This window comes from Pseudoalteromonas sp. MMG012, assembly GCF_018100875.1.
In the GTDB taxonomy this organism is placed as follows: Bacteria; Pseudomonadota; Gammaproteobacteria; order Enterobacterales; family Alteromonadaceae; genus Pseudoalteromonas; species Pseudoalteromonas aurantia.
In genome coordinates, this window is the sequence record NZ_JAGJEF010000103.1 from 1 (window position 1) to 12,353 (window position 12,353).

The following is a 12,353-nucleotide window of genomic DNA, read 5'->3' on the forward strand; positions in this document are numbered from 1 at the left end:
ATAGTTATCTGAGCATCAAAATATGACGTTTGTGCAATGACACCCGCTTTAAAACCTTGATTGGTAGCATGAACCCGTTTTTGCAAATTTAATGAGGTGAAAAGCAAGCTTATGAGTAGTGCGGTCAATAATTTATGTTGCATCGTTAAAACTCAGGGTTTATATGCTTATAAGTGTAGTGCAGCATCAACCATTCAACGAATGTGTAGCGCGTCTATTTACAGCACTAAACGCAACACGTACCGCAGCTACCTCACTAAACACGTAAAACCTAAAGACACAAACGCATTACTAGCATTACTAACACTTTTCTGCATCGTGAGACCGTTTCCGAACGGCAAAAGGAACTTCCTACTATCTGATTTAATTGATATTATCGCAGATAATATGTTCCACCTCTGATCTCAGCTTGGTTTATCACGTCAATGAAGAATATAAATATCCAATATTTTAAACACCCTTACGCAGAGTTTATTCTTGGTTCCTTTGACAACACCTTATGTTTGTGTGACTTCAGGTATAGAGCGATGAGGCGCACGATCGATACGCGGATCAAGCATACCCTCAATGCGGATTTCATAGAAAAAAGTGACGATATTACAACCGCAGCTGAGCAGCAACTTACGCAGTATTTTATGGCCGAACGCCGCCATTTTGATATTCCTTTACGCATGGTTGGTAATGATTTTCAGCAGTCTGTGTGGCAAACACTTACCAGTATTCCTTATGGCGGCACTGCAACATATGACGATTTGGCTAAGCACTTACCAGCAAAGTACACCACCCAAAATATACACCATGCTAACGGGGCAAATGCATTGGCTATCATCGTACCTTGTCATCGGATTCTAGACATTTCAGGGTCCCTCGTAGGCTACGGTGGAGGCTTATCATTAAAAAAACGTTTGCTTGATTTGGAGCATAATCTCTTCAATCCACTGTAGCCTAAAGAATATCAATCCACCCGTTACAGTTGTGCGCAGTTTTTGCTAGGTTTGATTTCTACATATTTAAACTCAGCAAGTCCATTCTAAATTCGATAATCTGAGTGTGACAATTGTAAAACAAGTAACGCGTCTTGCTCCGTTGGCGCGCAAAAAAACCGGCATGATTCGCTATTAATACACATACTTTGTTGCCTATAAGTAGCAATATTCCGGCATCATACCAAGCAGATTCATTCTTATAATTTGGGTTATCAATTAGCTGTGTTTTAAAAGTCGTCGCGAGTTTTGTCGCTCGCTTAAAAAACGGATCCTCATGGGTGATTAAGCTTAGCTTTAGTAACATATACGTACATGGCAAGTATTTGTTATACGTAAAGCGAATCCCTTCGTCTTACTTATTTTTATAGGATTTAAACAGAGTGGGAAAATACAGAGCCTGCGCGCGCCCGAAATCAACCTGTTTGCGCACTATGTTAAACTGTTCATGTACAAATTTAATAATGCTTCGCTGTCTACATTAGTACAAATTGTTTGCTTTGGATAATTGCTCCACTCGTCAATTGGAAATAGCCTATCGCTTTGTTTAAATAAAGTATGCCCTGTTGCCACCCCCTCAGTAACGACTCTTATGTTGCCTCGTTCAGTTGTAAATATTTCAGGTGCAATCGCATACACGATTGCCGATGAGTCATGTACATAAAATCCATCCAACCCTAAGTCCGCATGATAAAAATGCGCGTAAAACGCTGATATTTCAGAAATGAATGCGTCATACCTTGATGATTCACACTTAAGTTTATTTATATATGCGTTAGTCATAATTGATTGCTGAGTGACATCTAAACCGACCATGGTCACAGGCCAATCAGCAGATACAACAATATCTGCCGCATGCGGGTCGCCATAAACATTTGCTTCGGCAAACGGTGTCAAATTACCTGAATGTCCATTGAAGCCAAAAGCGCCCCCCATGATAATCACTTCTTTGACCAACGAAGTAATTTCCGGTGACTTGTTTAATGCTAGTGCTAAATTAGTTAAACGACCTATCGCAACAAGTGTAATGTCGTGAGGATGCGCTTTAACACTATTTATAATATAGTCATGGGCCGTTTGACTTACCGCTTGGCTTTGTTGTTCAGTCGGAATAACAATATTACCCAACCCATTATCTCCATGCACAACCGTCGCTGGAGGGCTGGCTGGCAGTACCAATGGAGTATTAGCACCTTGTGCTACGATTGCTTTTAAACTGAACTTATCCTTTAAATAAAGTGCGTTACGTGTGCTATTTTCAATCGATGCATTACCAAACGTTGTTGTTATTCCAATTAAATCAACTGCATCACTTGCGTCAGCAAGCAAAATGGCCATAGCATCATCGATGCCCGGATCAGTATCTATTATTATTTTTTTCATAACATCCCCTTAACTATTAATGCTTGTTAATTTTGGCAATAAAGTTGATTATTACACTCTGTATAATACTCAAGAATTAAACGAATTGCACCCACAATTAAAACGTTCCAAATAGTATTTTAATAATGTTTATTCTAACTAAAAGCGCAGAACTACCCTTCTACTGATACCAAATGTAAACTTTGCTTAATCGCATCCTCTAATACGTTTTTTTCACTCCCTGGCCCAATTGTGAGTAGTTTTGCACCAGTCGTGGGTGACCCTTTATATGGCCTTACGTAAACTTCTCCATCAGGACAGCGCTCAAAGTATGTAAAATGTGTTTCATTTGCTATTTGAGTGCACCCTTTCACACGTAAAATAGTACTGGGCAACAGCGTACATATTTCCTTAATGCAGCTATATACAGGCAAATTAGGTAAATCAGTTGAGCAAGAAGCCCAATGCGCTTTGTGATGTGCGAGCTTTTTAATATCGTTATCAATAGGCGTAACTTCAGGTAATTGTGACAGATCCAGTGTGTCGATGGGTAAAATCGTGGCACTTGGGTTAATGGCTTTAATTTCAGCAGTCACCTGAGCAACTCTACTTAAGGGTAATTGCTCTAAATGCGCCAAAGCGATTATTGAAGATACTTGAATTTGGTTCGCTTCCAGCTCATTATGTTCGCCTCGTGTCTGCCAGTTTTTTACATCAATAACAGACAATTGAATAGGCGGTAAAAATCTTGCGTCTATCCCCACACCTAAAAACCCCATTAATGAACAAGCATCGGTGGTGCCATTTGCTTCTATTAACGTAATACCTTTTGGCCGACTAGGGATCCGATTAACCGTATCTCGTAACTGAGATATACCACTGCAACAAATACAGCTTCCACTCAATGACTTTAACGACTTAGGGTCAATATCATCACTGAGTTGATCAATATCTAAGTTAGCGTTTTCGTAGTCGTTTAATATGACAAATGGCTGCCAGTTTTGCACTAACGCACTCTTAATGAGGTTTTTTAAAAGGGTCGTTTTCCCTGCACCTAAGAAACCGACGATGACAACGATTGCTTCCACAGCGAACCTCCAAAATAAAAGCGTGCCTCAGCCAAAAGTGACCTCGGCACTGCGGGTAAATTAAAACTTGGCGATTAACCAATTTTTATGCATTGAAAAATATAAGGTACGCACCTTTCCTTTGCCTTCAATATTGACCATATTCACTTGGGTTGGCCATAAATTTCTCAGCGTACCGTTAAATAACTTAATCCCTTGTATATTTTCGGGTAAATTAGCTTCTTGATATACCCAAAAAAACTGACCGTCGACTTCATACCCTACGTTGTTTAATATCAGTGCTTGCTCAGATAAATCTCGCGCAAAAAACTGCTGTGAAACATACTTTGCAAACAGTTGTTGAGTCTGTTTAGAATCCAAAATATCTGCTTTTTTGTTAAATAATTTCTGCACGGCATGCTCGGTGTCATGCAAATAAAACCGATGCATGATTTCCAGCTTATTAGACTGTTTATTAAATAAAACGGTCGTTTCAGCTGATTTTTTTTGATGGCTGAATGCAGTGTCAAAAACAAACATGGCCAACAACACAAATAACAGGTTTAGCGTTTTCATTTTTTATCAACCTTGCTATTTTCCTGTTTGAATTCATCAATACTCTTCAATGGGGTTTTAATATCCTGCATAATGTCTCTGCGTACTTTCTGTTTACTCTTTTTCGCTTTATATGCCTCAACACGAGATGGGATAATACGACGCGGGTAATAGTTGTTCTCTACATCTACATCAGCAGTTTCCCAACCAGGGTCGACCGCGACATTAAGTAACTCTTTATCTTTATCAGTTACAATCAATTTGCGAACATTGGCAGGAGTCCTACGCCAAATTTCAGCAGGAATATAATGATTCTCGCTGCTCCCATCCGTGTAATTTAGCTCAAGCAATATCGGCATCACCAACCCACCAATATTTGAAAACTCCAAAACATAGTAGTTTTTATCTTCCGCAACAGCACGATCAAGTGTTTGACGCTCCCAAGGCTTTAGTTCACTTAAAAACTCATGGTATTTATTACGTTCTTCGTTTGTGACTGTAAAACGATCATGCTCATCGTAAAAATCTCGAATGCTGGGGTTTCTATCCAACCACAGTGTTTTCCCTTGCGCTTTATTTCGCTCAACAAACAGTGACGATGGTTTATTCTGCTCGGATTCTCGTAACCGCTTATAATCAATATCAGGATTATGAGTATCAAGGCGCATTTTGTAGATTCTATCTATCGATATATCCACATGATCGGTTGAATAAAACCAACCGCGCCAAAACCAATCTAAATCAACACCGGATGCTTCTTCCATCGTTCTGAAAAAGTCAGATGGGGTTGGGCGCTTAAACTTCCATCGCTGTGAGTATTCTTTAAAAGCAAAATCGAATAATTCTCTTCCTAAAATAACTTCACGCAATATGTTCAGCGCAGCCGCCGGTTTTGTATACGCATTCGTCCCTAATCTCAATACACTGTCTGATTGTGTCATGATTGGCACTTGGTGTTCTGATTTCATATAACCGACAATATCTCGAGGCTCAACACCCCAAGGGATGGTTGGGTCCCACTCTCGTCCCGCGACACCGTCTAAAAAGCTATTAAGCCCTTCATCCATCCAAGTCCATTGACGTTCATCTGAATTAACCACCATTGGAAAGTAAATGTGACCAATTTCATGGATGACTACGCCAATTAAAAAGCGCTTTTCTGCTTGTGAATAAGTTCGAGTACCATCTTTTTGCAATTCGGTGCGAGGACCATTAAACGTGATCATTGGATATTCCATACCCCCGACAGGACCATTTACTGACTGTGCAGTTGGATACGGGTAATCAAAAGAAAAGCGAGAGTAAACGTCCATAGTGTGAATGACGGACTCAGTTGAATACTTTTTCCAAAGATCGCCACCTTCTTTAGGATAAAACGACATTGCCATAACGTGTGGCATGGTTTCGCCTTTTTGCTCATACCCTTTAGCGTCCCACATAAATTTACGAGACGATGCCCATGCAAAGTCTCGTACATTTTCAGCTTTAAACTTCCATGTTTTTCGCTTATTGGTAGCCGCTTTTTCATTCTCTAAGGCTTCTTCTTCAGTGACAATGAACACGGGATGTTTTGCTGTTTTTGCAGCTTTTAAACGATTTCTTTGGGTTCTTGTCAACACCTTTTTAGCATTGATCAACACCCCAGTTGCACTAACAATATGATCGGCTGGTACATCAATTTCAACCTCATAATCGCCAAATTCTAAAGTAAATTCTCCACGACCTAAAAACTCTTTGTTTGTCCATGCTTCATAATCTGTATAGGCATGTAAGCGAGGAAACCACTGAGCGAGCAAAAATATATCGTTGCCACCTTCGCGTGCGTCATCTGGAAAATGTTCATAGCCAGAACGTGCCGAAAGCGCATCTTCTTCAACAATATTAAATGCAAACGCAATAGAAAACTCCACCTTCTCACCCGACGGTAGTGGCTTAGGTAAATCTATGCGCATTTGTGTACCTACCACAGTGTGATTCAGACTGTTACCGCGCTTATCATTTACTGCGCTTATTTCATAACCTAACCCGTTGTCTGACATGAATTGTTGACGACGTAATTCTTCCAAGCTTAATTTAGCACGTTTATCTTTATCTCCGGCTTTCGTTAATGGCCCTCGCCTGCCAATACCACCAAAGTTATTAGCTTGGTTAGCGATAGAATCATCTTTAAATATATTTTGATCCAGTTGGACCCATAAATATTTAAGCTGATAAGGTGAATTGTTGTGATAGGTAATTTTTTCGTTACCTGTTAAGCGTCGCTTCACTTCATCAAGAGATACTTTGATCTTGTAGTCTACTTTCTGCTGCCAATAGCGTTTTCCCGGCTCACCTGCTGTATTACGATAAACATTGGGTGTAGGGAGCACCTCTTCAAGCTGACGAAATTTATCTTCAAAATCGCCTTTAGTTTGTTTTATTGCGGAAGCATATGCATTACCGAATATAACAAAAGGCAGAAGCATTGTGAGTATTGACGATGTTATGTTCTTCATATTTCAACTTCTTATTATTGGTTATGTACCTAAAGTTTTCATCAGATATCATTATTTCGAACCCGAACGCACATCAAAACCTAAATCTAGTAGTTTTAAGTGCAAGTACTGGTAACAAAAATAACGTGGTAATTGATATTTCAAAGCGTGAAAATGCGAACATTATCGATACGAAAAATCACCACGCTACGACGATGCGATAAATAGTGCCATCGCCTCTTCCCTGCTCAAATGAATATTCAATACTGAATACCTGTGATTGAACGTGGTTAAATTGGCAGGACACTTCAATGCCTCGTTACACTAATTACCACCACGCCATTGTAATGTTATAATATAACACAACCTAAAGTAACGCGATGAACTGCGTAAATTTACGATTAGTGGTATAAAAAATCCTTCCAAAAATTATTCGAGAATATATTTCTTTTTGCTAATAATTGACAAGCCACAAAAAAACAATAAATTAACAATTAACTTACGCATACACATAAGGATATAAATATGAAAACAATTAAGTACCTTCACGGTACAAACATACTTTCAGCAATCAGCTTGGTCTTTAGCTCATTTGGTTTTACAAGTGAAAGTATCGCGCTCTGCAACACCTGCTCTGATCAACAAATGCAAAGCAAAGCCATTCAGTATGCCCCCAATGGTGGGAAAGTGCATGTCATTGATTACACGGGTAATAGAATTAAGGCATTCCAGACAGAGCGTGAAGAAGGCCTATTGATGTATTGGCCAATTCCAGTGAAGCAAGCAATTAAAACATCGGTTAATCAAGCTAAACAAGTGTCTAATACAATCAAAGATTTAGCCAATGGCCAAGTAACCATTGATCACCTTCGTCCATTTTTAGGGTCGTATACAAATATAGCTAGCGCGCACACAGCTGCCAAGTCAGTGTATGAAAAGCAAGCAATTCAGCAAGCGTTGAGCGATTACTTTACGGGTAATGTCGCTGGGGCGCTTACCTCTGCGACAGTCACCTTGGGTAATTCAATCATAAATCAAGTATTGGCGGTACAAATGGCCGTTGATGTGGCTTTTCCGAGTGATGGCACAACTTATACCTTTAAATTCAAAGGGGTGATCAAAAACCTCAATGGTAAAGTCTCAATCGCGTTCGAACCCGTTGCTTTTTCTGGTCGAGATAAGGGAATTATGTTATCTGAAGGGAATTATTCTGGGTACCAAGCACGGGGATCCTCAGAAGCGTTGCAACGTATAATCAATCATATGGTTCAATCAGGGGTGAAAATCTATATTGAAGGGCGAATTTATAATGGTGGTACCGTGATAATTAATGACATCATATGCAGTGATGAACCGCCTAAAGGGTGTAAAGCGTCTAAATAAGCTATTTTTTTCTGTGGTATTAAGCTGCTAGATTGAAAATACTAATACTTGGCCTGCGCGCTCACTCATGTGCAAAACACCTAAAAAAAACACCTAAAACAAAGCCGACTTTCAAAGTCGGCTTTCAAAGTCGGCTTAATTAACACACTGTATTAAATCACAACACTACCACTCAAACATATATGCCATTTTACTAATGGTTTTTAACGCCACGCCATGGGTATTTCGCTTTGCATACAGGTGTTGCAGTGATTTATCTTTCACTTCTCCAACAATGACCTCTTTTACTTGGTAGCCCATTGCCGTCGCTGCAGTGCTATAAGCCACGAACTCCCATTTACGAATGTTGGTGTTATCGAGAATAATCAGTGGGATCCCTTCTGCCAACGCATTAATAAAGCGCGCCAAGTTTAAATTATGAAACTGGGGCAATTTGAACTTTTGAAAGTGGTATTCACCTTCTTCATTATAAAAGTAGTCATCGGTTGAACAGATAAAAAACTGGCTCTCGTCACCCCCAACCATCTCATCTGATAGAGACTCAGCGTAGTGACTTTTACCGCTTCCCGGCAACCCTCTCAGGATAAAAACTTGTTTCATCGACAATTGTTATTACCTATGCTCTTAAGCAAATAAAGTGAGTCTTAATACGGTTATAATGCCATAAATCTTTAGAAGAATCATGAACTATAGCTGACTCATAATGCAATTATCCTAAAGCGAACAAATTACACTCGAAAAAAATGTAAAACTGTCGTTAATTTCAATAAATTTGGGACTAGATGTAAAAGAGTTGCCTCAGGCGGTTTTTTTATTGCCGTATCAAAGGTAAGATACGGTTCTTGTGCCTACGAATGACCGTAGGTACACTCGATTAATTTAGGTAACTTATATCATTGGAGTGAAGATGAGCCACATAGCGATAACGGAGCTACTAAAAGGCACCGTTGCGGTAGACAGCCAAGTAACAATTAAAGGTTGGATCCGTACACGCCGCGATTCAAAAGCAGGTATTTCTTTCTTAGCCGTTCATGACGGTTCTTGTTTTGACCCTATTCAAGCTGTCGTACCTAATTCGCTCAATAATTATGACGAAGTTACGAGTTTAACCGCGGGTTGCTCTGTGAAAGTAACGGGTGTGCTTGTACAATCTGAAGGTACTGGTCAATCTTACGAAATTCAAGCGAACTCAGTTGAAGTACTTGGTTGGGTAGAAAACCCAGATACATACCCAATGTCTGCAAAGCGTCACAGCATTGAATACTTGCGCGAACATGCTCACTTACGACCTCGTACTAACGTAATAGGCGCGGTTACACGTGTTCGTAACTGTTTGTCTCAAGCATTACACCGCTTCTTTCACGAACAAGGTTACATGTGGATCAGTACACCAATCATCACCGCAAGTGACTGTGAAGGTGCGGGTGAGATGTTCCGTGTTTCAACACTGGATATGAATAACTTGCCTCGTACTGATAAGGGCGATGTGGATTACAGTGAAGATTTCTTCGGTAAAGAAGCATTCTTAACGGTTTCTGGTCAGCTAAATGGCGAAACATACGCCAGTGCAATGTCGAAAATTTACACCTTTGGTCCAACTTTTAGAGCTGAGAATTCAAATACATCTCGTCACCTAGCTGAATTTTGGATGGTTGAACCAGAAGTGGCATTTGCTGACTTAGATGATGTAGCAAACCTTGCTGAAAGCATGCTGAAATATGTATTCAATGCTGTATTAACAGAACGCCGTGATGATATGGAGTTTTTCGCTCAACGTATCGAAAAAACCGCAATCTCGCGCCTTGAAGAGTTTGTAGAAAAAGACTTTGCACAAGTTGATTATACCGACGCAATTACCATATTAGAGCAATGTGGTAAAAAGTTTGAATTCCCTGTTAAATGGGGCGTTGATTTACAATCTGAGCATGAGCGTTATTTGGCTGAGGAACACTTTAAGTCGCCAGTTGTCATTAAAAACTACCCACGTGACATTAAAGCATTCTACATGCGTCAAAACGAAGATGGTAAAACAGTCGCAGCCATGGACGTAGTCGCCCCAGGTATTGGTGAAATTATTGGTGGTTCTCAACGCGAAGAACGGTTAGATGTTCTTGATGCACGTTTGGAAGAAATGGGTCTGAATAAAGAAGATTACAGCTGGTATCGCGATCTTCGTAAGTATGGCTCAGTGCCACATTCAGGTTTTGGACTTGGCTTTGAGCGTTTAGTTGCATATGTTACTGGTATGGGTAATGTCCGTGATGTTATCGCTTTCCCACGTACAAAAGGCAGCGCAACGTACTAAAGTCCTGCTCAATAGCCAGTGATACGTACAAAATAAAAAACCCTGCTCGGCAGGGTTTTTTATTTTAGCTATCTTTTAGTATCTCAACCAACCTCTATGGACAAACCCAGTCTGTTGGGCATCGACACTCACTCAGTGGTCCAAATGTATTGGGATAAAGACGGCCACCTGCTACTTGTGGCGTATTCTCTGATGCTAAGTCTAACTTCTTATCAAGCAATTTTAGTTTAGATTTTTTTAATATTAATTTCATAACAATGTCCTTTTATTTATTATTGCACTACCATCCTATAGCGTCCTAGGTTAAATAACAACCTAGGCAGTTCCTATTAAGTGGACTCAGGTGCGTTATGAAATAAGCACATTCGTATTTACAAAAAGTGATGGATTTTCGAGTTCTTTTAACGTTAGTTCACTAGGCAAAATACCTCGGCTTATATGTTTCTCGAACATAGGGTCTGAGTCACATAACAGTATATCTAAGGCAAACCGATTTTTGCCATAAAGACCCCGATGGATCATGTTAGCTGAAAAAACCAGTATATCTCCGGCCTTTAAAAAAATTTTAACTGCACCTTCTATTTCTTCATCGTTTGTATGACCATTTTTTTGCAACCTAATATCTAGCTCGTCATTACGGTCCCATCGTTTATGGGTTTCCGGTACTAGCTCTACGCCGGGGTCATCTGTCAAAGCCACTCTATAATGCACAACATTGGGGCCTGTTAGCGCCAATTTCTGCTCTTCAATTGTTAGATGATATTGTGAGTCTCTATGCCAATAATTTGCTTGGTTGGGATTCAAAGGATCGAAAAATAGCTGAGTATTCATAAATGCCGCATCAGGTCCAAGTGTATCATCAATGATCTGACGCAATTTATGGGACCCAATCACATTAAAAAGTATTGCACGCTTGCCCTCAGGTAAATGCGCTTGATGAGTTAAATAAGCGGAATTTATCGCTCCATTTTTATATGCTTCGTTGTGTCTTTTCTTCCATAACCTATGGTAGTACTGCGTAGCTTCCTTAATTGGCGCTAACTCCTTGGCAGTCAGCGCATTTCTAACCACAGCAAAACCTCTTTTTTCAAACTCTAACGTCACATCCATACCTCTCAAATAATATGCTGTCCCAAGTTTTAGCTAAATACAGCCCCTTTCGAATAAATTTTACTTATGACTTTCTATCAAATATTCAATGTCTACTACCTGATTCTCGTAGCGTAATCATCTCTTTTGCCACAAGTGCCGCTGACGGTAAGAACATAGTACTCACAATTCTTTGGTCAACAATAACCTCATGCTTATCAACCAATAGTTCTTTATTTTGTGCTTTTGCGCCATTTTTGTTTAACTGGCTTTCTACCAAAAATGGTAACAAAGTGCCCTGCTTCGCCCATGATTTTGATTTTTCCGTTGAGTCAGGAAAACCGGCTACTTTCTTTCCTTGCACTAAGTATGCCCCACTCGGTAAAATCACATTGGCAAATGCTCCAGCCCCATGGCCACTTGATCCAATAATTCCTCCAGCTTGATACACAGCAGCAATGATGGTTTGCATATTTTTATTGTTAGCAATATCAAATAAGGGACCATAACCTCCTCCAATAAATACGCCCCAATATTGACTCAAGTCTAGCTGTTTAGGTTTTAAAGTTCGCTGTGTTTTATCAGCAAACCCTTCATATTTAATTGTATAGCTACTGATCCCAACGGGGTTCATCATAAATTCAGCCTTTCCGCCATTGGGGGAAACAAAGTCAACAGAATACCCATGACTCATGAAAACATGGTGTGGAGGCGCGACCTCCCATAAATTATTCCGTGCATCATGTTTTTCTGGATCCCCCATATCTAAAGTATTCGATACCATGATCAGCACTTTCTTTTGCTCTACTGCAACCACCTCTCCCACATAACACGCCAATATCCACGCAATTAAGAGCCCACTTATCGTTTTCATAATTTCCCTACCTAATTGTTAAATGCCTCCTCTTAGACGCAGTGATTTAAAGAAAGGTTTAAACCCACTACAGGAAATTAACAAAGTCTTGGTATCTAAAACTAGGCTACGCGTTTAATTAACCTCAGATTTGGATAAAGGTTTTGGAATAGAAGATGTTTTATAAACAAACTTACGTACAATCCAATGATGATATTTTGTTCAATCTCAAGGCGCTTTTGTGCAGTAATAGCGGGCTATTACAAATGAAAGCAACGCCGA

At 39.9% G+C, this 12,353-nt stretch carries 12 protein-coding genes; 3 read left to right on the plus strand and 9 right to left on the minus strand.

Annotation, left to right across the window (positions count from 1 at the left end):
* Nucleotides 1–527 precede the first annotated feature (527 nt).
* Nucleotides 528–944: a methylated-DNA--[protein]-cysteine S-methyltransferase gene (locus J8L97_RS21040; RefSeq protein ID WP_247682608.1), complete on the plus strand. Its 417-nt coding sequence runs from the start codon at nucleotides 528–530 to the stop codon at nucleotides 942–944.
* Between the two features lie 58 nt (nucleotides 945–1,002).
* Here J8L97_RS21040 and J8L97_RS21045 read toward each other — a convergent pair whose 3' ends face one another.
* The 5 genes from J8L97_RS21045 to J8L97_RS21065 form a co-directional block, all read right to left on the minus strand.
* Nucleotides 1,003–1,290 carry a hypothetical protein gene (locus J8L97_RS21045; RefSeq protein WP_211052586.1) on the minus strand — a complete coding sequence of 96 codons (288 nt, stop codon included), beginning with the start codon at nucleotides 1,288–1,290 and terminating at the stop codon, nucleotides 1,003–1,005.
* Nucleotides 1,291–1,415: 125 nt separating this feature from the next.
* Entirely contained in the window at nucleotides 1,416–2,366 is a 951-nt protein-coding gene (locus tag J8L97_RS21050; RefSeq protein WP_211052587.1) for a nucleoside hydrolase, read from the minus strand.
* A gap of 152 nt (nucleotides 2,367–2,518) precedes the next feature.
* Nucleotides 2,519–3,433 (minus strand): GTP-binding protein, encoded by a 915-nt coding sequence (locus tag J8L97_RS21055; protein ID WP_210997609.1) that lies wholly within the window; start codon nucleotides 3,431–3,433, stop codon nucleotides 2,519–2,521.
* Between the two features lie 60 nt (nucleotides 3,434–3,493).
* Nucleotides 3,494–3,988, minus strand: a complete 495-nt coding sequence (locus J8L97_RS21060; RefSeq protein WP_211052588.1) for a DUF6702 family protein — start codon at nucleotides 3,986–3,988, stop codon at nucleotides 3,494–3,496.
* Entirely contained in the window at nucleotides 3,985–6,432 is a 2,448-nt protein-coding gene (locus J8L97_RS21065; protein ID WP_409455176.1) for a M1 family metallopeptidase, read from the minus strand. The genes J8L97_RS21060 and J8L97_RS21065 overlap by 4 nt, the downstream gene beginning before the upstream one ends.
* 534 nt (nucleotides 6,433–6,966) lie before the next feature.
* Here J8L97_RS21065 and J8L97_RS21070 point away from each other — a divergent pair.
* Nucleotides 6,967–7,824 (plus strand): hypothetical protein, encoded by an 858-nt coding sequence (locus J8L97_RS21070; RefSeq protein ID WP_211052590.1) that lies wholly within the window; start codon nucleotides 6,967–6,969, stop codon nucleotides 7,822–7,824.
* 165 nt (nucleotides 7,825–7,989) lie between these two features.
* On the opposite strand, the gene J8L97_RS21075 is transcribed toward J8L97_RS21070, so the two are convergent.
* Entirely contained in the window at nucleotides 7,990–8,424 is a 435-nt protein-coding gene (locus J8L97_RS21075; protein ID WP_192507377.1) for an AAA family ATPase, read from the minus strand.
* 307 nt (nucleotides 8,425–8,731) lie between these two features.
* Here J8L97_RS21075 and asnS point away from each other — a divergent pair, with 307 nt between their 5' ends.
* The gene (gene asnS / locus J8L97_RS21080; protein WP_192507376.1) at nucleotides 8,732–10,129 is read left to right on the plus strand and encodes an asparagine--tRNA ligase; all 1,398 of its coding nucleotides are present in this window, start codon (nucleotides 8,732–8,734) and stop codon (nucleotides 10,127–10,129) included.
* 94 nt (nucleotides 10,130–10,223) lie between these two features.
* Here the strand turns inward: asnS and J8L97_RS21085 are convergent, their stop codons facing one another.
* The 3 genes from J8L97_RS21085 to J8L97_RS21095 all read right to left on the minus strand — a co-directional run bounded on the left by J8L97_RS21085 (nucleotide 10,224) and on the right by J8L97_RS21095 (nucleotide 12,092).
* Nucleotides 10,224–10,382, minus strand: coding sequence for a hypothetical protein (locus J8L97_RS21085; protein ID WP_211052591.1), 159 nt, complete (start codon nucleotides 10,380–10,382; stop codon nucleotides 10,224–10,226).
* A 95-nt stretch (nucleotides 10,383–10,477) separates the two neighbouring features.
* Nucleotides 10,478–11,233 carry a phytanoyl-CoA dioxygenase family protein gene (locus tag J8L97_RS21090; RefSeq protein ID WP_312037200.1) on the minus strand — a complete coding sequence of 252 codons (756 nt, stop codon included), beginning with the start codon at nucleotides 11,231–11,233 and terminating at the stop codon, nucleotides 10,478–10,480.
* Nucleotides 11,234–11,324: 91 nt separating this feature from the next.
* Nucleotides 11,325–12,092, minus strand: coding sequence for a type 1 glutamine amidotransferase domain-containing protein (locus J8L97_RS21095; RefSeq protein WP_211052593.1), 768 nt, complete (start codon nucleotides 12,090–12,092; stop codon nucleotides 11,325–11,327).
* Between the last annotated feature and the right edge of the window lie 261 nt (nucleotides 12,093–12,353).